The sequence below is a fragment of the Streptomyces sp. NPDC007088 genome, from assembly GCF_042869355.1.
Taxonomy (GTDB): domain Bacteria; phylum Actinomycetota; class Actinomycetes; order Streptomycetales; family Streptomycetaceae; genus Streptomyces.
In genome coordinates this window covers 271,267-291,713 of sequence record NZ_JBIAFO010000003.1, presented here as the reverse complement: position 1 = coordinate 291,713, position 20,447 = coordinate 271,267, and the positions used below count along the sequence as shown (strand labels likewise).

Here is a 20,447-nt window from a genome sequence, read left to right as displayed (position 1 = left end):
CAGCCTCGGTCGCGGCCGGCCCGCACACCACTGGCCCGATGGACAGCATTCGCTAGGATCGGGCCATGGCTGTCCCCATCCAGCGCCCCCAGGAGCCCGCGCGGCCCGCGCACCGTGTCGTCCTGCTCGCGCTGGACGGCGTCCTGCCCTTCGAACTCGGCATCGCCGTACGCATCTTCGGCAAGGCGCGGGACTCGGCGGGGCGGCCGCTGTACGAGGTGACGACCTGTTCGGTGCGGCCCCCAGGGCCGGTGCGCGCCGAGGCCGACTTCTCGATCCTCGTGGAGCACGGCCCCGAGGCGCTGACGGACGCCGACACCGTGGTGATCCCGGCCAGCCACGAGCTGGGCTCCGCGCACAAGGAGGGCGTCCTCACCCCCGGACTGGCCGGGGCGCTGGACCGGGTACCGGCCGGAACCCGCATGGTGTCGATCTGCACGGGCGGCTACGTCCTCGCGGCGGCCGGGCTGCTCGACGGGCGCCCGGCGGCGACGCACTGGGCCCACGCCACCCACTTCCAGGAGCTGTTCCCGCGTGTGCGGGTCGTGCCGGAGGTGCTGTTCGTCGACGACGGGGACGTCCTGACCTCGGCGGGCGTCGCGGCCGGTATCGACCTGTGCCTGCACATCGTGCGCCGCGACCACGGGGCCTCGGTAGCCAACGAGGTGGCCAGGCAGACCGTCGTCCCGCCCCACCGGGAGGGCGGCCAGGCCCAGTTCATCCGCAGGCCGGTGGCCGCGCCGGGCGCGGAGTCGACCACCTCGGCGCGGGAGTGGGCGCTGGAGCGGCTGCACGAGCCGCTCCAGCTGCGCGACCTCGCACAGCGCTCCGCGATGTCGGTACGCACCTTCACACGGCGCTTCCGCGAGGAGTGCGGGGAGAGCCCGGGGCAGTGGCTCACCCGTCAACGCGTGGAGCACGCGCGGTACTTGCTGGAGACGACGGGGCTGTCAATGGACCGGGTGGCCGAGGACTGCGGCTTCGGCACCGCCCAGTCCCTGCGCCGGCACCTGCGCTCGGCGACCGGCGTCACCCCGACCGCGTACCGCAGGACCTTCCGGGGCGCCCCCGCCGTCCCCTCCCCCGCCTAGGGCCCGTCATCCACAGCCTGTGGACAGAGCGCGCGCGGCGTAACCGCGGGCGGCCCCGCCCACCGGGAGGCGCCGGTCGACCTCGCACCAGATCCGCTTCCCGGTGCCCTCCGGCAGCCAGCCCCAGCGGTCGGCGAGCCCGTCGACCAGCTCCAGTCCCCGGCCGCCCGTGTCCTCCCCCGCGGCGTGCCGCTGGAGCGGGGGGCGCGCACACGCGTCGGAGACCTCGACGCGCACCGTGCCGGTCGGCTCGGGCTGCGGACCGCCCGGCATCTGCATGCGCAGCACGGCCGGCCGGCCGGTGTGCACCACGGCGTTCGTCACCAGTTCGGAGACGATGAGGACCAGCGTCTCGGCGACCGGCTCGTCCTCCCCTATCCCCGATCCCGCCAGGCGGGAACGCACCCATCTCCGGGCCCTGCCGACCTCGGCGGGGTCGGGACCCACTTCGAGCTGCACCTGAAGTACCTGCACCGCTCACACCATCCGAACCGGCGGACACATCGCCTCGCGCCTTCGCTGGGCAATGAGGATCACGGTCTGTGATCTCCCTGCCACACAGCATGGTTGACGTACAGTCACCCCAACAAGCGCTTCGGGCATATTCCCGCGCGAAGGAGTACGCCTGGGGCATACTGTGCGACGCGCCTCCCGGGGAGTCGAACAGGCAGGCACGCGGCTTCGCCCTGCCCTGCGAACTGGGCGCGCCGCGGACACCCGCCCCTCGGCGGCCCTCCGGCCGGCGCTCTCGCCGGCCGGGCCGCGCGGGCCGTGGCCGGGGTTCACTCGCATTGCACAGAAGGTACCGGAGCGCGGGCCCGACTCCGTGCCGTGACGGCCCCGGCGGCGCCCCCGGGCCTTCGTCGACGCTGGGTGACCGCCCCCGGGCGGACGGAAGAGCAGGACAGAGGCCCTTCTCCCTCCGCTCCGGCCGGTACTGGCGCATGCGTTCCCCAGGTGAAAACAGCGCGGTGCCCCGCGACGGCGTGACCGGCGAGGCGGCCCCGGACGCCCCGCACTCCCCCCTTTTGTCACATCCCGCGCACCCGTGCGCCGTACACGGACCCGGCGCGCGGGCGTCGTTTGGTACGCGGAGGCCCGCGACCGTGCGACGCTCGAAGCATGAGTACCCACACGGCGGTGCGTCCGCCCCCGCAACAACCTCCTACCGGGAGTGATTTCGCGGGTCTGTCGAAACTCGTCTCCGAGGCCGGTCTGATGGCCCGCAGGCCCGGCTACTACGTCCTGCGGATCTCGGCGGTGGCCCTGGTCTACGTGGGCGGCTGGACCGCCTTCTTCCTCGTCGGCGCGAGCTGGTGGACCCTCGCGGTCGCCGCCTTCCTCGCCCTCGTCTTCGGCCAGGTCGCCCTGGTCGCGCACGACATCGCCCACCGCCAGGTCTTCCGGCTGCGCCGGGCCAGCGGCATATCGGGCCGGATCGCGGGCGCCTCGATCGGCATGGGCTACGGGTGGTGGCAGGACAAGCACACCCGGCACCACGCCAATCCCAACCACGCGGAACTCGACCCCGACGTCGCCCCCGACATCATCGTCTGGTCCCAGGACCAGGCCCGCGCGGCCACCGGCCTCGCCCGTTTCATCGGCCGCTCGCAGGCGTGGCTGTTCTTCCCGCTGATCGCCCTGGAGGGCTTCAACCTCCACGTGGCGGGCGTGCGGGGACTGTGGAATCGCTCACTCAAGCACCGCACCCTCGAAGGCGCGCTGCTCATCGGGCACTTCGTGCTCTACCTCACGGCCCTGTTCCTGGTGCTGCCGCCCGGGATGGCCTTCGCCTTCCTCGCCGTGCACCAGTGCCTGTTCGGCCTCTACCTCGGTTCGGCCTTCGCGCCCAACCACAAGGGCATGCCGATACTGTCCGGCAAGGACCGCCCCGACTTCCTGCGCCGCCAGGTGCTGACCTCGCGCAACGTGCGCGGCGGCTGGTTCGTGGACCTCGCGCTCGGCGGGCTCAACTACCAGATCGAGCACCACCTGTTCCCCAGCATGCCGAGCCCGCACCTGCGCCGCGCGCAGGTCGTCGTGCGCCGCTACTGCGAGGAACTGGGCGTCGACTACCTGGAGAGCGGCTTCGTCGACTCCTACCGGCAGGTGCTGCGCAGCCTGCACGAGGCGGGCGCGCCCATCCGGGAGAGCCGTGCCGCCGCGGCGGCGGCGGCCAGGGCCGCCGGCCCGGCCTGACGGCCCCGCCCGGCCCGTCCGCGTACTGCCGCCGCCCGCTTTCGTCACGAGGGGAAGCGGGCGGCAGGGTGTACGGCCTCGCCGGGCCGCTCAGGGCGTGTGCTTGACCGCGTCCCCGTAGCCGGCGATGTCCCGCGGGTCCCGGTTGCCGGGGCCCGTGTAGCGCGCCGAGGGACGCACGAGGCGCCCGGTGCGCTTCTGCTCCAGGATGTGCGCCGACCAGCCGGCCGTACGGGCGCACGTGAACATCGAGGTGAACAGGTGGGCCGGCACCTCGGCGAAGTCCAGGACGATCGCCGCCCAGAACTCCACGTTGGTGGCCAGCACCCGGTCCGGCCTGCGGGCGTGCAGCTGAGCGAGGGCGGCCCGCTCCAGCGCCTCGGCCACCTCGAAGCGCGGGGCGCCCAGCTCCTTCGCGGTACGGCGCAGGACGCGGGCGCGCGGGTCCTCGGCGCGGTAGACGCGGTGCCCGAAGCCCATGAGGCGCTCCCCCGAGTCGAGCGCGCGCCGCACGTAGCCCTCGGCGTCGCCGGTGCGTTCGATCTCCTCGATCATGCCGAGCACCCGGGAGGGCGCCCCGCCGTGCAGCGGGCCCGACATCGCGCCGACCGCCCCGGACAGGGCCGCCGCGACGTCCGCCCCGGTCGAGGCGATGACGCGGGCAGTGAAGGTCGAGGCGTTCATGCCGTGTTCGGCGGCGGAGGTCCAGTAGGCGTCGACCGCCTTCACGTGGCGCGGGTCCGGCTCCCCGCGCCAGCGGATCATGAACCGTTCGACGATCGACTCGCCCCGGTCGATCTCGCTCTGCGGCACCATCGGCACGCCCTGGCCGCGCGCGGCCTGCGCGACGTAGGACAGCGCGGTGACCGCCGAGCGGGCGAGGTCATCGCGGGCCTGCTCCGCGTCGATGTCGAGCAGGGGTTTCAGGCCCCAGACGGGGGCGAGCTGGGCGAGCGCGGACTGCACGTCGACCCGGATGTCCCCGGAGTGCACCGGCAGCGGGAAGGGTTCGGCGGGCGGCAGGCCCGGGGTGAAGGCGCCGTCGACCAGGAGCCCCCACACGTTCCCGAAGGACACGTGACCCACCAGATCCTCGATGTCGACGCCCCGGTAGCGCAGGGCACCGCCCTCCTTGTCCGGTTCGGCGATCTCCGTCTCGAAGGCGACGACCCCTTCGAGGCCGGGCACGAAATCCGACATCTTGCGGCTCCTCTATCGGCTGGCTGACTGCGGCTTGGGCGGAGCTGTGCTCATTCCCCGTACGGCACCGTGTCACCCCTTCCGGTGGGGCAGGATGGCGGGGTGAGCGACGATCACCACCCGCAGAGCGCACAGCCCGGCACCGACGCCTCCCGCACGGACGGGGCGGGGCTCCGGGACCCCTTGAGCGACCTCGACTTCGACCCCGGGCGGATGCGGGAGCAGTACCGCGCGGAAGGGGTGACGGCGGCCGGTTTCGCCGCGGACCCGATGACCCAGTTCGGCCGCTGGTTCAGGGATGCGGCGCGTTCGGGCCTGTTCGAGCCGAACGCGATGGTGGTGTCGACCGTCGACGCGGCGGGCCGGCCGAGTTCCCGCACGGTGCTGCTGAAGAAGTACGCGGACACCGGCTTCGTGTTCTTCACGAACTACACCTCGCGCAAGGCCGCCGAGCTGTCCGGGAACGCGCAGGTGGCGCTGGCGTTCCCGTGGCACCCGATGGCCCGCCAGGTTCTGGTGACGGGCACCGCGGTGCGCACCGGGCGGGACGAGACCGCCGCCTATTTCCGTACCCGTCCGCACGGCTCGCAGCTCGGGGCGTGGGCCAGCGCGCAGTCCTCGGTGATCGGTTCGCGCGAGGAGCTGGAGCGCGAGTACGCGCAGCTCGCCGCGCGCTACCCGGAGGGCGAGCGGGTGCCGGTGCCGCCGCACTGGGGCGGCTACCGCGTCACCCCGCGCACCGTCGAGTTCTGGCAGGGGCGCGAGAACCGGCTGCACGACCGGCTGCGCTACGTACGCGGGGACGAGGGGGCCGGCGAGGACCCGTGGCGGCTGGAGCGGCTGAGCCCCTGAGCGCGGGGCGGCGGGCGGCTGCGGCGCCGGGCGGGCCCGGGAACGCAGTCGACCCGCAGGCCGTGGTTCCTCCCTGGGGAGGAAGCCGGCCGGACGTACCGGCGGCCTGCGGGTCGGGTGAACTGCTGGGATTGGGCCGGCGGCGCGCATTTCCACACGCTCCGGCCAACCGCACATGAGTGCGGAGACAGGGGCCGCTAGCCCGCAGTCACCTCACGCGTCCGGCTGTCATACATCTTCCGAACCACCTCCTTTCTCATGTGCCCACCACTGTAGGAACGCCCCCGGGGCCCAGGCAAATGTTTTTTTCCGCGACTTTCCCCGCTTCTCCTCCGCCCTCCCCGGGGGCGCTCCCCGTGCCCCGCCGGGCGTCGTTCCCCGTGCCCCGCCGGGCCTCGTTCCCCGTGCCCCGCCGGGGCGTCCTCCGCTCCCCTCGCGCTCCCTTCGCGCCCCCTGCGTGCGCCGGGCCGCCCCTGGGCCGCATCACCGCCCCGCAACGATTTCTTCGAAGGGTGTGTGGGCTGTGTCACCTTGGAGTTCAATTCATTCGAGGTATGGCAGACGTACGACACGACGTACGTACGGCAGGGGGTGCCAGGTGAGTGCTTCCCGGCGCAGTGGGACCACGGACGAACCGGATGCTCAGGAACCGGAGCACGACGATTCGGACTTGCTGGCCGCGCTGCTCGACGGCATGGACGCGGCGCTCTGCGCCCTGGACGCGGACGGTGTGATCACCCACTGGAACAGGGAGGCCGAGCGCATCCTCGGCTGGAGCGCCGAGGAGGCGGTGGGCCGCGCCGGTTTCGCGGGCTGGGCCGCCCGGGGCGCCGACGCGCCCGAGATGCAGCTGCGGCTGCTGGCCGCGATGCGCTCGCCGGGCCGTCAGGTCCACGAGTTCGCCCTCCTCACGAAGGAGGGCGGCCGGGTGCTCGTGCGGACCCAGACGGCCGCGGTGCGCGACGCCGACGGCCGGCCCGCGGGGGTGTACTGCGCGTTCAGCGAGGTGCACACCCAGATCGACCTGGAGCGGTCCATCGCGTTGAGCGAGGCGCTGTTCGAGGACGTCGGCTGGGGCGTCGTCCTGGTCGACGCGGACCTGCGCCCGGCGCTCGCCAACGCCTACGCGGCGCACGCCCTGGGCACCGGCCGCACCGCCCTGCTGGGCCGGCCGCTCGGCGATCTGCTGGGCCAGGGCGTCGAGGAGCTGGAGAGCGTCCTCGCCCACGTGCTCGCGGAGGGACCGCCGCCCGCCCCCTCGGAGGTGTGGGTCTCGCTGCGCGAGGACGGCGAACCGGGCCGGGACGCGCGCCGCTGCTGGCGTTCCGGCTTCGTCCGCCTGTCCTCCCCGCTGAGCGAGGAGCCCTCGCCGCTCGGGGTGGGCTGGTTCTTCCAGGACGTCACCGAGGCGCGGATCGCCGAACAGGACTCCTCGCAGTTGCGGTTCCGGGCCGGTCAGCTGCACCGGGCGGCGCGCGCGGCGGCCGAGTGCGAGGACCCGGGCGAGGCGGTCACGGTGCATCTGGACTTCGCCCTCGCCGGTTTCGCCGACCACGCCCTCGTCGACCTGCTGCGCGATCCGCTGCCGGACCACGCGGCGCCCGACGAGGCGGAGCCCGAGGTACGGCTCGTGCGCGCCGCCGTCACCCCGGCGGGCCCCCAGGGACCGCCGCGCTCGGCGCTGAGCGGCGCGGGCGTGCCGCTGCGCTACCCGGACCAGCACCCCGCCGTGCAGAGCGTCCAGCGCGCCGGGACGGTACGGGTGACCTGGGGCGGTCGCGACGGTCAGCGGGCCCGGGAGTGGGCGGCGGCCAGGCGCTGGCCGGAGGACACCGCGCACGCGCTGTGCGCGGTCCTGCGCAGCCGGGGCACGACCCTGGGCGTGGTGACCTTCCTGCGCGGCCCCGGCCGTCAGCCCTTCGAGCGCGCGGACACCCTGTACGCCGAGTCGGTCGCCCTGCGCGTCGCCTCGGCCGTCGATCTGGTCCGCCTCACGGAGCGCGGCTGACGCGGCCGGGGGCGAGCGGGGGCGGCCCTCAGTCCTGGTAGAAGATCCGGTCGCCGTACTGGTCGAAGACCCCGGCGTTCCACTCGGTGCCGCCGTCGACGTTGCCGGAGCGCAGCAACGGGGGCTCGATGCCGCGGGCGGCGAGTACGGCGGCGGCGCTCGCGGTCGTGGCCTGGAGGAGCGCGCTCGTGACGACGGTCGAGGCGGGGGCGAAGGGCGCGGCGATCCCGTCCAGCGCGAGCACGGCGTCGCCCACCGGGATCTTGTTGTCGAGCACGACGTCGCAGTGGTCCTTAAGGAAGGTCCCGGAGGGGTTGCGGGCCCCCGTCTCGCTCGCGTACACGACCGAGGTGACGCCGATGACCTTGAGGCCCAGCGCGCGGGCGTGGCAGGCCATCTCGACGGGCAGGGCGTTGCGGCCGGACAGCGAGATGACGACGAGGACGTCGCCGGCCCGCGCGGGGCTCGCGTCCAGGACGGCGGTGGCGAGCCCCTCGACCCGCTCCAGCGCCGAACCGAGCGTCGCGGGCCGTACGTCGACGCCGACCGCGCCCGGCACGGCCAGCAGGTTGACGAGGGCGAGGCCGCCCGCGCGGTAGACGAGGTCCTGCGCGGCGAGCGAGGAGTGCCCGGCCCCGAAGGCGAAGACCCGGCCGCCCGCCGCGATCGTGTCGGCGAGCAGCCGCCCGGCCTGTTCGACGCTCCCGCCGGGCCCCGCCTCCTCGGCCCGCACCCGCGCGAGGAGGCCGGCCGCCGCGTCCAGGTACCGGGTGGCGACGGTCTCGCCGGGGTCGGGGAGCCGCGCCGCGTCCTGGTCCCGGTCGGCTCGGGGCGGGGTGGGCCGTGCGGTGGACTGGTCTGCGGCGGGGGTGTCCGTGGCGCTCATCGGGGGCCTCCTGCTCCGGTGCGGGCCGCCGGGCGGATCGGTCCTGACCGGGCCGCCCGTTCCGGGTGGTCCGGTGCGGCGCCCGGGGGTGGCACGGCGGCGTGCCGCGGATCACGGTGCGGCCCCGGGAGCCGGGCTGTCAACAGGGCCCCCGGCCCGCCGCCCCCGCGTCAGGGGCGCCCCCGGACGGGTCCGCGGGCTTCGGCCGGGGCCGGTTGTCAGTGGGATGCGTCAGAATTGGGTCAGGGCCAGCGCACGCCGACTTCGCGAAGTCACAGCACCGAGGGGCACGTATGTCCGGTTTGATCGACACCACGGAGATGTATCTCCGCACCATCCTCGAACTCGAAGAGGAAGGTGTTGTGCCCATGCGCGCCCGGATCGCCGAGCGGCTCGACCAGAGCGGCCCGACGGTCAGCCAGACCGTGGCGCGGATGGAGCGGGACGGACTGGTGTCCGTCGCCAGCGACCGTCATCTGGAGCTGACCGACGAGGGCCGCAGGCTCGCGACCCGCGTCATGCGCAAGCACCGGCTCGCCGAGTGCCTGCTCGTCGACGTGATCGGTCTCGAATGGGAGCAGGTGCACGCGGAGGCGTGTCGCTGGGAGCACGTCATGAGCGAGGCCGTCGAGCGCCGGGTGCTCGACCTGCTGCGCCATCCCACGGAGTCCCCGTACGGCAACCCGATCCCGGGCCTGGAGGAGCTGGGCGAGGAGGCCGAGGCCGATCCCTTCCTCGACGCGAGCATGGTCTCGCTCGCCGACCTGGACCCGGGCAGCGACGGCCAGACGGCCGTCGTGCGCCGTATCGGCGAGCCGATCCAGACCGACGCGCAGCTCATGTACACGCTGCGCCGGGCCGGGGTGCAGCCGGGCTCCGTGGTGAGTGTGGTGCGTTCCACGGCGGGCGGCGTGCTGGTCGGCTCCAGCGGGGAGGCCGCCGAGCTGGACCAGGAGATCGCCTCGCACGTTTTCGTGGCCAAGCGCTGAGCCGGGCGTCCCGGGGGCCGGAAGGCTGCGGGGGACCGGCGGGGAGGGCCCGGGTCTCCGTCGGCCGGTGACGGGCGGCGGTGGCGGGATCGGGCGCCTCCGGGGGCCGGACGCCGGGGACCGCACGCCCCTTCGCACCGCCCGCGCGCCCTTGTGCGCCTCTGTGCGCGGTCCACGCGGGGCCTGATTCAGCCGCCCCGGCCGGAACGAATCGTCCGTATCCCAAGATTCACTGTGCCGAACCGCAGCGCGGGGGCGCCGACCGTGCCAATCTGTCGCGATGAGGCTTGTGGCCCCGAGGGGCCGGGCGGCCCCGCTCCGGGCGGCGTGCGCCCCGCTGCCCGCGTGCGCCCCCCGGTTGCGCCGGGCGCGTGAACGGTACGGACGCGACCGCGCGCACCCCCTTCTCCTCGCGGGTGTCCGGGCCCCGGCACCTCGCGGTGCCGGGGCCCGGTTCCCCCCGGTGACGACCCGGAGCCCCGAGCTCTCAGGGTCGTCCCCCCACGGGCCTGTTCCCCGAGCGGCCCGTCTCCCGGCAGAGACCTCCCCAGGGTCACGGCCGCCAATCTTCCCAGGTCGTCACTCGAACGAGGGGTATTGGCGACAGGGACAGGGCTTTCGAATGGGGGTTCGATAGCTTGTGGCCGGGTGACCGTTTTCTCCGCGAGGGGGCGCCGACAGGGCGTGCGCGGACCGCGAGGCAGTAGCCCAGGAACACGATCGTGAACAGTAGGGGGGTGCCGGACCGATGGCGCGGCGAATCGACGTGACGGGTGCGGACGGAGTGCGGCTGGCGGCGTGGGAGTTCGCGCGGCCGTCGGAGGAGAGCGAGGAGGGGCGGGCGCCGGGGGTGCTGCTCCTGCACGGTCTGCTGGGCCGGGCCTCGCAGTGGGCGGACGCGACCGGCTGGCTGGCCGAGCGGCACCGTACGGTCGCTCTCGACCAGCGCGGCCACGGCGCGAGCGAGAAGCCGGACGGGGGGCGGTTCACCCGCGAGGCGTACATCACCGACGCGGAGGCGGCGCTGGAGCAGCTCGGCCTCGGCCCGGCCGTCCTCGTCGGCCACGGCATGGGCGCGCTCACCGCGTGGCAGCTCGCGGGGCGCCGCCCCGATCTGGTGCGCGGCGTGGTCGTGTCCGACATGCGGGCCTCGGCCCTCGGGGTGGCCGCGCAGCGGGAGTGGGTGGACTGGCTCAACGCGTGGCCGCTGCCGTTCCCCACGCTGGAGGCCGCCCGCGTGTGGTTCGCCGAGCAGGACCCGTGGGTGGAGCGGCCGAACGCGGCGCGCGGCGCGTTCTACGCGGAGATCATGACGCGCGCCGGGGACGGCTGGCGCCCCGAGTTCGTCAAGGAGCAGATGCTCGCCTCCCGGGAGGCCTGGGTGCACGAGGCGCACTGGGAGGACCTGTCGCGGGTGAGCTGCCCGACCCTGGTGCTGCGCGGCCTGGACGGGGTCCTGGGCCGGGCCGAGGCGCAGGAGATGGTGCGGGTCCTGCCACGCGGCACGTACGCCGAGGTACGGGACGCGGGCCACCTCATGCACCGCGAGCGGCCGGACGCCTGGCGGGCGGTCGTGGAGCCCTTCCTCGAAGGTGTCCTGACGGGGTGACGTACTGAGGGACCGGCGCGGGCGGGGGCCCGGGGCCGTCGGTGAGAGCGGGGGCCCCGGGCGCGTGCGGGGACGGAGTGGGGCCGAGGCCGTGAGGCGCCACCGTGTGCGCTCCGGGGCGCACCGACGTACCCCCGGGGCGCACGGCCGGCACGTCCCTTGGCCCGGCTGCGGAGCGGACGCGCCGGGGCCGGGGCGGGTGCGAGGGACCAGGGAGGACGCGGGACGCCTGGGTGTCCCGCGTGACCCGCGCGGGCCCGCGGCGCCGGCGCGCCGGAACGGCGGCCGCCCCCGTCAGGAGCGGTCCCTCCCGCAGGCGTAGGCGAGCGGGCTGATCAGCTCTCCCACGTCGGGCAGCCAGCGGTTGGCCGAGGTCGGGCGGCGGGCCCACTGCACGGCGCCCCGGCCGCCGAAGCGGGTCGGTGGCGCCGGTACGTACTGGCCCTCGCCGAGCGGTACGAGGTCGAGCCGCGAGGGGGACCAGCCGAGGGCGCGTACGAGGTCACCGGCCTTCGCCCCGCCGCCGGGCAGGACGAAGAACTGCATGCGGCGCTCCGGGGTGCGGGTGACCGGACCGAGCGTCAGGTCCATGCGGTCCATCCGGGCCAGAGCCAGGAACCCGGCCGTCTCCGGTACGTCGATCGCGTCGAAGGCACGGCCGGTGGGCAGCAGGACCGCCGCGCCGGGCCGCTCCGTCCACAGCGTGCGGGCGACGGTCACGCTGCCCGTGGCCAGGGACCGCCAGTCCTCGTCCACCGGGTGCGCCCCGGGGGCCGGGCAGTCGGCGGCGCCGCACGAGCAGCGCTCGGACCCGTCCACCGCCTCCAGCCAGGTGCCGGGGACGACGTCCCAGTGCCGCTCCTCCGTATAACGCGCGGCGGCGTCGCGCGGGGACTCCGCGCGCTGCACGGGGACGGTTCCGGCTCCGGTCACTGCGATGGTCTTTTCCACGTCCAGCACAACTGCGCCCGGCATTCCGGGTTACGGGGCGGGCGCGCGCCGGGGAGGTGCATCGATCCTGCACGTGGGGCGCACGGTGGCACCGCCGGGGGCGCGTACGGGCCGCCGGGCCGGGAGGCGGGTACGCAGGTGGGGGGCGCTTACGGAGCCCCGCGGTCCGGGTACGGCCACCGGCATATGTCCCCGGGAGGGAGCCGGAGAGGACGGGAGGAGCGGCGCGCCAAGGCAGGGACACGGCACGGACACGGCGGACACGGCAGGGACACGGCAGGAGAGGCGGTCCGGCGGGAGCCGGGGAAGCGATCCGGCCGGGAAGCCGGGCGAGCCGAGTGAGCCGAGCGAGGAGAGCCGGGAGAGCCGGGAGAACCGGTCCGAGCAGGGCCGGGAGAAGTAATACCGCATAGGTCCCGTATGCGGCGCATCTTCGGTTTGTCCGCAGGGCATTGATCAGCGAGGGCAGCACTTCACCAGCTCCACGAGGTCACTTCACCCAGTCCATCGAACGAGACCGATCACGCTGACCCTCGACGGTCCACGGTGCACACAGGGGGTATGCCATGGCCGCAAGGCCACTAGTCGCGCGGCAGCCGAACGAACGGCTGCAAGCGCTCATCCAGGAGGCCGGCTGCTCCAACGCCGGTCTCGCCCGCCGCGTGAACATGTGCGGCGCGGAACACGGGCTCGATCTGCGGTACGACAAGACGTCCGTGGCCCGCTGGCTGCGCGGTCAGCAGCCGCGCGGCCGGGCGCCCGCCGTGATCGCCGAGGCCCTGGGCCGCAAACTGGGCCGGGCGGTGACGATCGACGAGATCGGCATGGCCAACGGCAAGAACCTCGCCTCGGGCGTGGGCCTCCAGTTCTCCCCGACGGTGCTCGGCGCGATCGAGCAGGTCTGCGAGCTGTGGCGCAGCGACGTGGGGCGCCGGGACTTCCTCTCGGGTTCCTCGGTGGCCTCCTCGGCGCTCGTCGAGCCCAGCCGGGACTGGCTGATCTCGGTGCCGGACGGGCAGGTCGCGCGTAACGGCGGCCCGCGCGTGGGCCCTTCGGACGTCGCGGCGGTCCGGGCGATGACGGAGGCCCTGGTCGGCCTCGACCACCAGTACGGCAGCGGGCATGTGCGGCCCGTGGTCGTGCACTACCTCAACAGCGTCGTCTCGGGGCTGCTGTCCGGCTCGTACCGGGAGAGCGTGGGCCGTGAACTGTTCGGTGCGGTCGCCCGGTTGACGGAGCTGGCCGGGTACATGGCGATCGACACCGGTCAGCCGGGGCTCGCCCAGCGGTACTACATCCAGGCCCTGCGGCTCGCGCAGGCGGCGGACGACCGGGCGTACGGCGGGTACGTGCTGGCCGCCTCGATGAGTCATCTGGCCGCGCAGCTCGGCAATCCGCGGGAGATCTCGCAGCTCGCGCGGGCCGCCCAGGAGGGGGCCCGGGGCCGGGCCACACCCCGGGCCCGGTCGATGTTCCACGCGGCGGAGGCGCGCGGGCACGCCCTGCTGGGCGACCGCCGTTCCGCGCAGGAGGCGGTGGGGCGGGCCGAGTCGGAGCTGGCGCGCTGCGCACCGGAGCGGGACGAGGACCCGGCGTGGATCGCGCACTTCGACGAGGCGTATCTCGCCGACGAACTCGCCCACTGCTACCGGGACCTGGGCGATCCCGTGCAGTCGGCGCGGGCGGCGGGCGCGGCGCTCGCGGGGCATCCGCGGTCGCGCACCCGGCGGCGCGCCATCGGCCTGGTCCTGCTGGCCACGGCACAGGTGCAGCAGCGGGAGGTGGAGGAGGGCTGCCGTACGGGGCTGCGCGCGGCGGAGTTGCTGGGCTCGCTGCGCTCGAACCGGGGCGCCGAGTACCTGGACGACTTCCGGCTGCGTCTGGAGCCGTACCGGGAGGAGGCGGCGGTCCGGGAGTTCGGGGCGCGGCTCGACCTCCAGGCGGTGGCCTGAGGGCGCGGCGGCGGGGGCGGCACCAGGGCGGGGCGGGCGGGTGGCGAAGCGGCCCGGCCGCCCCGCCGCTCCCGGCCGCCCGGCCCGCTTCCGGCCTGCGGGGTAAGGGAGTTTGGCGGCGCCGCCCGGCGTCCGGGGGTTGGTGCTGCGTGGTGGGGGTACCCGGCGACCGGGTAGCGTGAGCCGACGATTCCGAGGGTCCCCCATTCGTAGGAGTTCCGGTGGCGCAGAGCGGTCATGGCGGAGAGCCGCGTCCTTCCGACGGTCGGCAGGCGCGCGAAGGGGTCGTGCTGCCGGCGGACGGCGGCGCACCGCTGACGCCGGGGCCGACGGCGACGCCCTCGGGCGGGACCCCGTGGGGCCCGCCGCCCGCCGACGCGCAGCGGGCACCGGGCTACGGGTATCCGCAGCCTCAGCACGGCCGGCCGCCCGCCCAGCCTCCGCAGTACCCCTACGGTGACGGCGGTTACGCCGCGCCCCAGGGCGCGGGCCCGGTGCCGCCGGTCCACGGGGCGGGCGGGTCCGACTCCGACGCCACCCAGTACATACCTCCCATACCCGGCGATCCGGGCCCGGCCGGCGGCCCGGGTGCCTTCGGCGCGGACTCGGAGGCGACGCAGTACATCCCGCCCGTGCCCGGCGGCCCCTCTCCCGTTCAGGGCCCCGGCCCCGGTGCGCCGCCGCCGGGGAACACCGATCAGGCGACGGCCTATCTCGGCCGGGTGCGGCCCGGGGCGCAGCCGGGCCCGGACCAGCAGTCCACGCAGTACCTCCCGCCGGTACCGGCGGAGCCGGGCGGCCCGTCCCCGTACGGGGAGAGCCGGACGCAGCCCCCGGCCGAGTTCGACAACCTCTTCCGGACCGAGAGCCCGCAGGGCCCCGGCGCCTTCGGTGAGGACGGGTCCACGCAGCAGATGCCCGTGGTCGCGCCGGGCGGCCCCGGCCAGGCCCCGCCGCCCCCTTACGGCCAGACCCCTCCCCCGTACGGCCAGACCCCTCCTCCCTACGGACAGCAGCCCGGTTACGGACAGCAGCCCGGCTACGGGCAGGACGGCGGGTACGGGCAGCCGCCCCGGTCCGGTGGCGGGCGGCGCTCGGGCGGGGAGGACGGGAAGCGGAAGAACCTCGTGATCGCCGCGGTCACCGGTCTGGTCGTCCTGGTCGGGGCCGGGCTCGGCGTGGGCGCGCTGCTGGGCGGCGGGGGCGACGAGGACTCCCCGAAGACGTCCGCCGTGTCCGCGACCGCCCCGACCGCCGACGAGGGCGGCGACGAGGGGAAGAAGCAGGAGGAGCAGCCGAAGCCCTCGCCGTCCGCCGATCCCGTCAAGGAGCAGGCGGTGGCGCTGGACAAGCTGCTCGGGGACAGCAACAACAGCCGGGACGCCGTGGTGCGCTCGGTCGCCAACATCGGGCAGTGCAAGGCGCTCGGCCAGGCCGCGAGCGATCTGCGGGGCGCCGCGAAGCAGCGCAACGAACTGGTGACGCGGCTTGGTTCGCTCCCGGTCGACAAGCTCCCGCAGCACGACCGGCTGACGGCCGCGCTCAACCGGGCCTGGAAGGCGTCGGCCACGGCCGACTCGCACTACGCGAACTGGGCGAGCGGCGGTTGCCGGGGCGGTCACCCGAGGGCCTCGGGGCAGCGGGCCGCGGGGGACCGGGCGAGCGGTCAGGCGACGTCCGCGAAGCAGGAGGCGGCGGGGCTGTGGAACGCGATCGCCAAGCGGTACGGGTTGAGCGAGCGGGACAAGAGCCAGTTGTAGGGGCCGGGGGCCTGGACTTGCGGGGGCCGTCAGCGGGCTGATTCCAGGGTTTTCGTGGTGTCCGTCGTGGTGGGGCCCTTCTCCGGGGCGCTCAGGCGGCCTTCGCGGACGGTCTGGAAGGTGACGCGGGGGTTGATCATGCGGGGGTAGCCGATCACCGTGCGGGCTTCTCCGGTGCGCCAGTTGAGGGTGGGGGTCAGTCCGCCGGTGGGGACGCTCAGGCCGTTGTCGAGGGCTTTCCTGACGGTGGCGGCCGTGACGGGGCCGTTCTTGAGCGAGGCGACGGCGGCGCGCAGCACGGTGTAGGCGACCCAGGTGGTCTGCACCCCGGCGTCGGCGGGGTCGACCCGGTTGTCGCCGAAGGCGTACTTCTTGACGACCTCGCGCATCGGTTCCCAGCGCGGGTCGTCGGCGGCCGGGTACCAGCCGGTGACGTCCGCCCCTTCGTACGGGCCCGAGGCGCCGCCCGAGCGGTCGAGGAGCGCCTGGTCGACGCTGCCGAGCACGGAGGAGATCCGCACGCCGGGGCCCTCGGGGGCGAGGCGGCGGAAGGAGTCGAAGAAGGTGGCGGTGCGTCCGCCGAGTACGGCGGCCACGCAGCCCCGTCCCGGGGGCGCGGTACGGGCCTGCCGCAGGGCCTGCTGGGCCTGCGGCGTGTAGTCGGACAGGTCGGTGGAGACGGGAAGGTCAACGGCGGTGCCGCCGTGCGCGGCGAGGCCGGTGCCCAGGAGGCGGGCCCAGGGGTCGCCGACGAGGGTGTCGGGCCGCACGAGGGCCACCTTGGCGCAGGTTCCGGCGAGCTGGCCGCCCGCTCCGGCGAGGAGGGCGGGCAGTCCGCCGTTGACCGGGTAGGAGATCTGGTCGGTGAACTCCGCGGGGGTGATGCCGTAGCCGCCGACGTAGGGGATGCCGGCGATGGCGAGCGGGGAGAGCACGGCTTCGCTGTGCTCGCTGTAGGAGCCGACGACGGCGACGGCCCGCTCGCGGACGGCGCGCCGCGCGCAGCCCGCCGCGGCGACCGCGTCGCCGCGTTCGTCGCAGGTCAGAACGCGCAGCCGGCGGCCGTTGATCCCGCCGCGCGCGTTGACCCAGCGTTCCACGGCGCGGGCGGTCGCCGTCATCCCGGGCAGCTTGGTCCCGGAGGACTTCTGCGGGGCCCAGGTCATGACGGTGACGGGTCCGTCGGCGTCCGCGCCGCCGGGCAGCAGTCCGCAGCCGGACAGCAGCGCGGCGCCCGCGCAGGCGAGCGCGGCGGCGGTCCGCAGCCGGGTGCGCCCCCGCCGCGCGGCGGGGGCGGCACCGGGTGGTCGGGGCGCGGCGGGGAAGGGGCGTCGGGGGCCGGTCGTCATGGGCCCGCAGCCTGTCCGCGGCGTGCCAATGCCCGGGTCACCCGCGGTCAACACGCCGTGACGTACGGATGAACAGCGGGGTGCGGCTCGGTGCGCGGCCGGCCGGGAACGTACGATCACTGACCGTGCAAAGCTCGGAAAGCTCTTCCCGTCGTACCCGCCGCTCCGCCACCATGGGGGGCATGCCACTCAACGACATGCCGTGGTGGCGCTGGCGCAGTACCGTGCGTTCCGCGCTGCACATGCTCTCCGACCCGGTGTTCCAGCAGGAGACCTGGCTCGCCGGGCGCGAGGGGTACGGGGACGTGACCGACGCGGTCTACCGGCTGGTGGAGGACACCTGGCTGGACAACTGGCCGGCCGAGAAGTACATCGGCGCGGTGTTCCGGGACGGCGCGGAGGCGGCCCTCGTGGACACCGCCGTGCTGCGGGTCCTGCGCATCCTGCATCAGGTCGGCCCGGACGCCCCGCCGGCCGCGTACCTCCAGCACCCGGACTGGCCCGCGGCGGTCCTCGCCTGCCGGGAGGCGCACGTGCGTCTCGCCGTGGCGGACGGGGACGACCCGGAGGAGGCGCCGCGCTCCCTGGAGGCGCTGCGGGCTCTCGTCCGCACCGGGTGAGGGGCCGGGGCGCCGGCCGGTGAGACGCGCCGCCGCGGGGGGTGGCGATGTGGGATTCTGGCGGGCATGACTGAACAGCCCGCCGCGTCCGCCCCCGCCGTCTCCTCGTACGTGCTGACCCTGTCCTGCCCCGACAAACAGGGCATCGTGCACGCCGTGTCGAGCTACCTGTTCATGACCGGGGCGAACATCGAGGACAGCCAGCAGTTCGGGGACGCGGACACGGGCCTGTTCTTCATGCGGGTGCTGTTCTCGGCCGAGGACCCGGTGACGCTGGAGAAGCTGCGGGCGAGTTTCGCGGCGATCGGCGACTCCTTCCGGATGGACTGGCAGATCCACCGGGACAGCGACCGCATGCGGATCGTGCTGATGGTCAGCAAGTTCGGGCACTGCCTCAACGACCTGCTGTTCCGTTCCCGGATCGGCGCGCTGCCGGTGGAGATCGCGGCCGTCGTCTCCAACCACACGGACTTCGAGGAGCTGGTGGGCGGCTACGGCGTGCCCTTCCACCACATCCCGGTGCCGAAGGACGGCAAGGCCGAGGCGGAGCGGCGGCTGCTGGATCTGGTGCGCGAGGAGGAGGTGGAACTCGTCGTCCTCGCCCGGTACATGCAGGTGCTGTCCGACGATCTGTGCAAGCGGCTCAGCGGCCGGATCATCAACATCCACCACTCCTTCCTGCCGAGCTTCAAGGGCGCCAAGCCCTACCACCAGGCGCACGCCCGGGGCGTCAAGCTGATCGGGGCGACCGCGCACTACGTGACGGCGGACCTCGACGAGGGGCCGATCATCGAGCAGGAGGTCGAGCGGGTGCACCACGGCGTGACCCCGGAGCAGCTCGTGGCGACCGGCCGGGACGTGGAGTGCCGGGCGCTGGCCCACGCCGTGAAGTGGCACGCCGAGCACCGCATCCTGCTCAACGGCCGCCGCACGGTCGTCTTCGCCTGAACCCGGCGCGGCGCCGCCCCGCTACAGGCGGCTGAGCGAGGCGGTCGCGGTGAGGACGCGGCGGACGACGGAGCGGTCGCCCTCCTGTCCGGCGGCGGCCTCCTCGGGCGCCAGGTGCCCGGCGGCGAGCATGCAGAACTCGACGCCGTCCAGGCGTACCTGGGCGACGTCCTCGTACGGGGCCCGTGTGTCGAGGCGTCCCGGTTCCTTCGGGTCGACCGCGATGCGCCACTCGCCGCCGCCCGGTCCCTCTATGTCGAGCCGCAGGGTGCGCCGGGCCCGGTCTGGGGGCGCGGGTCCTTCCGCGGCGGGCTCGGGCAGCGCGGCGAGGGCGTGCGGGACGAGCGCGGTGGCCAGGTCGATCATGCGGTGCAGGTGCGGTCCCGGGGGCGGGTCGTAGGGGTAGTCGACGGCTTCGGCGATGTCGCTCGCGTGCACCCAGCACTCGAAGGCCCGCTCGACGAGCGCGTCCCGCAGCGGCAGCGTGAACCCGCCGTAGGACACGGGCAGCGGCCCGGAGCCGGTCCCCTCCCCCTCGGCGGACACGGCGCGCACGAGGGCGTGGCTCTGTCCGCGCCAGGGCCGGTACTCGGCGCGGGTGGGCGGCCGCCCGGAGGCGCTCCAGTACGCCTCGGTGCGTTCCCCGGGCGGTGCGGGGATGCCGGGCGCCCGGTCGCCGAGCGGGTCGGGCAGTCCGAGCGCGGTCGCGACGAGCCCGTCGACGGCCAGCAGGTGGCTGATGACTCCGGCCACGGTGGTGCGGCGCCGGGCGGGGCCGCCGTTCTCGTACCAGCGCAGTCGCACGGGCGTGTGCCAGTCGGCGTCGCCGAGGGACTGGAGCAGCGCGTCGAGCCGCGCGGTCTCGGTGTCGTAGGGCACGGCCCACTCCGGTACGGGCACGCGGGGCGGCCTGCGGTCGAGGCAGCGCAGCAGGACGCGGGAGCGCAGCTTGGGGTCGAGGTCGAGGCTCTCCTCGGGGTGCAGGAGGCCCACGGCGTCGCGCAGCCGCAGCGCCTCCTCGGCGCACGGGCCGCACTCGCCGAGGTGGGCCTCCACGGCGAGCGCCTCGGGGGCGGGGCACGCCGACAGGGCCCAGGCGCCCAGCAGCGACTTGAGCACCCCGTGATCGAGCGCCCCTTCGTCCGCGCCCGGTGTGCCCTCGCCGGAACCGGGCGGCCGTCGCCCGGTCATCGCGGGTCCTCCCCGGGGGCGGCGGGCACCGGCGCGTCGTGGGCGGTGGCCAGGAGCTGGAGGCCCAGGCGCAGCCGGCGCGCCGCCTCCTCCTCGGTGATGTCCAGGTCGGCGGCGGTCTGCCGGTAGTCGCGGCGTCCGAAGTACGCCCGCCGGAGCGCGGCGCGCAGCGGGGCCGGCATGGCGGTCACGATGTAGTCGGCGCGGGCGGCGGCCGCGGCCTCGCGGATTCTGTCCTCCGCGGCCTGGGCCCTGCCGTCCTCGCCGCCGGGGCAGGGGCCGGCCGGGGACGCGGTCTCGCTCTGCCGCAGCCGGCGCACCGCCTCGGTCCTGGCGAGGTCGGCGAGGTGGGTGCGCAGCGGCTCGCGGTCGGGGTCGTAGCGCTCCGGGCGCTCCCAGACGCGGGCGAACACGTCGTGGGTGACCTGGGCGGCGGCGTGCTCCTCGGACAGGACGCGGTGGGCGAGCCCGTGCACGAGGGAGGCGTACCGGTCGTACAGCTCGCCGAGCGCCGCCGCCTCGCCGCGGACGAGCCGCTGCCGCATCGTCCGGTCCCAGCGGCCTGGCGCTTCCATCGGAATCCGTCCCCCTGGCTGGCTGTGCGCGCCGCCCGTGGCGACGTCCCTCCCGCCGGCCCCCGCACCGGTCACAGGCCCATCATCCACACCTGTGGCCCGAATGTAAGGGCCGTCCGGACCGTGACGGCGTCCTTTACGGCAATGTCGGCACTCTGAGACGCTGAAACTGGTAAAGGGAACCCGGAATGCCTCGTTCAGCCGATTTGTACGGACGAGAACCCTCCACAGTCGACTGAACCTGACCGATACCGATCGGCGTCTGAC

At 74.7% G+C, this 20,447-nt stretch carries 17 protein-coding genes; 10 read left to right on the top strand and 7 right to left on the bottom strand.

The window, feature by feature from the left end:
- Positions 1-65: 65 nt before the first annotated feature.
- Entirely contained in the window at positions 66-1,091 is a 1,026-nt protein-coding gene (locus tag ACFYMP_RS07005; protein ID WP_388851736.1) for a GlxA family transcriptional regulator, read from the top strand.
- A gap of 6 nt (positions 1,092-1,097) precedes the next feature.
- Here ACFYMP_RS07005 and ACFYMP_RS07000 read toward each other — a convergent pair whose 3' ends face one another.
- Positions 1,098-1,565, bottom strand: coding sequence for an ATP-binding protein (locus tag ACFYMP_RS07000; protein ID WP_388851733.1), 468 nt, complete (start codon positions 1,563-1,565; stop codon positions 1,098-1,100).
- Between the two features lie 648 nt (positions 1,566-2,213).
- Here ACFYMP_RS07000 and ACFYMP_RS06995 point away from each other — a divergent pair.
- On the top strand, positions 2,214-3,290 hold the full coding sequence (locus ACFYMP_RS06995; RefSeq protein WP_388851730.1) for a fatty acid desaturase family protein: 1,077 nt from the start codon (positions 2,214-2,216) through the stop codon (positions 3,288-3,290).
- A gap of 90 nt (positions 3,291-3,380) precedes the next feature.
- Here ACFYMP_RS06995 and ACFYMP_RS06990 read toward each other — a convergent pair whose 3' ends face one another.
- Positions 3,381-4,490 (bottom strand): citrate synthase 2, encoded by a 1,110-nt coding sequence (locus tag ACFYMP_RS06990; protein ID WP_388851727.1) that lies wholly within the window; start codon positions 4,488-4,490, stop codon positions 3,381-3,383.
- 102 nt (positions 4,491-4,592) lie between these two features.
- Between ACFYMP_RS06990 and pdxH the strand changes: the two genes are divergently transcribed.
- Both pdxH and ACFYMP_RS06980 read left to right on the top strand, forming a co-directional pair.
- Positions 4,593-5,342 (top strand): pyridoxamine 5'-phosphate oxidase, encoded by a 750-nt coding sequence (gene pdxH / locus ACFYMP_RS06985; RefSeq protein ID WP_388851723.1) that lies wholly within the window; start codon positions 4,593-4,595, stop codon positions 5,340-5,342.
- A gap of 598 nt (positions 5,343-5,940) precedes the next feature.
- On the top strand, positions 5,941-7,350 hold the full coding sequence (locus tag ACFYMP_RS06980) for a PAS domain-containing protein (protein WP_388851720.1): 1,410 nt from the start codon (positions 5,941-5,943) through the stop codon (positions 7,348-7,350).
- A 28-nt stretch (positions 7,351-7,378) separates the two neighbouring features.
- Here the strand turns inward: ACFYMP_RS06980 and ACFYMP_RS06975 are convergent, their stop codons facing one another.
- A complete protein-coding gene (locus ACFYMP_RS06975) occupies positions 7,379-8,236 on the bottom strand; it encodes an SIS domain-containing protein (RefSeq protein ID WP_388851717.1) in 858 nt (285 codons plus the stop codon).
- A 293-nt stretch (positions 8,237-8,529) separates the two neighbouring features.
- Here ACFYMP_RS06975 and ACFYMP_RS06970 point away from each other — a divergent pair, with 293 nt between their 5' ends.
- Positions 8,530-9,225, top strand: coding sequence for a metal-dependent transcriptional regulator (locus ACFYMP_RS06970; RefSeq protein WP_388851714.1), 696 nt, complete (start codon positions 8,530-8,532; stop codon positions 9,223-9,225).
- Between the two features lie 748 nt (positions 9,226-9,973).
- Complete coding sequence (locus ACFYMP_RS06965; RefSeq protein WP_388851711.1) at positions 9,974-10,834, top strand: alpha/beta fold hydrolase; 861 nt, start codon at positions 9,974-9,976, stop codon at positions 10,832-10,834.
- Positions 10,835-11,128: 294 nt separating this feature from the next.
- Here the strand turns inward: ACFYMP_RS06965 and ACFYMP_RS06960 are convergent, their stop codons facing one another.
- Positions 11,129-11,785 (bottom strand): bifunctional DNA primase/polymerase, encoded by a 657-nt coding sequence (locus ACFYMP_RS06960; RefSeq protein ID WP_388851708.1) that lies wholly within the window; start codon positions 11,783-11,785, stop codon positions 11,129-11,131.
- Positions 11,786-12,351: 566 nt separating this feature from the next.
- Between ACFYMP_RS06960 and ACFYMP_RS06955 the strand changes: the two genes are divergently transcribed.
- Together ACFYMP_RS06955 and ACFYMP_RS06950 are read left to right on the top strand one after the other, a co-directional pair.
- On the top strand, positions 12,352-13,737 hold the full coding sequence (locus ACFYMP_RS06955; protein ID WP_388851705.1) for a transcriptional regulator: 1,386 nt from the start codon (positions 12,352-12,354) through the stop codon (positions 13,735-13,737).
- A gap of 221 nt (positions 13,738-13,958) precedes the next feature.
- A complete protein-coding gene (locus tag ACFYMP_RS06950) occupies positions 13,959-15,497 on the top strand; it encodes a hypothetical protein (RefSeq protein ID WP_388851703.1) in 1,539 nt (512 codons plus the stop codon).
- A gap of 29 nt (positions 15,498-15,526) precedes the next feature.
- Here the strand turns inward: ACFYMP_RS06950 and ACFYMP_RS06945 are convergent, their stop codons facing one another.
- Complete coding sequence (locus ACFYMP_RS06945) at positions 15,527-16,846, bottom strand: ABC transporter substrate-binding protein (RefSeq protein WP_388851700.1); 1,320 nt, start codon at positions 16,844-16,846, stop codon at positions 15,527-15,529.
- A 119-nt stretch (positions 16,847-16,965) separates the two neighbouring features.
- Here ACFYMP_RS06945 and ACFYMP_RS06940 point away from each other — a divergent pair, with 119 nt between their 5' ends.
- Positions 16,966-17,466, top strand: a complete 501-nt coding sequence (locus tag ACFYMP_RS06940; RefSeq protein WP_388852285.1) for a hypothetical protein — start codon at positions 16,966-16,968, stop codon at positions 17,464-17,466.
- Between the two features lie 66 nt (positions 17,467-17,532).
- Positions 17,533-18,414 (top strand): formyltetrahydrofolate deformylase, encoded by an 882-nt coding sequence (gene purU, locus ACFYMP_RS06935; protein WP_388851696.1) that lies wholly within the window; start codon positions 17,533-17,535, stop codon positions 18,412-18,414.
- 21 nt (positions 18,415-18,435) lie between these two features.
- On the opposite strand, the gene ACFYMP_RS06930 is transcribed toward purU, so the two are convergent.
- Both ACFYMP_RS06930 and ACFYMP_RS06925 read right to left on the bottom strand, forming a co-directional pair.
- Positions 18,436-19,605 (bottom strand): maleylpyruvate isomerase N-terminal domain-containing protein, encoded by a 1,170-nt coding sequence (locus tag ACFYMP_RS06930; RefSeq protein WP_388851693.1) that lies wholly within the window; start codon positions 19,603-19,605, stop codon positions 18,436-18,438.
- Positions 19,602-20,180, bottom strand: a complete 579-nt coding sequence (locus ACFYMP_RS06925; protein WP_388851690.1) for a sigma-70 family RNA polymerase sigma factor — start codon at positions 20,178-20,180, stop codon at positions 19,602-19,604. The genes ACFYMP_RS06930 and ACFYMP_RS06925 overlap by 4 nt, the downstream gene beginning before the upstream one ends.
- Positions 20,181-20,447 lie beyond the last annotated feature (267 nt).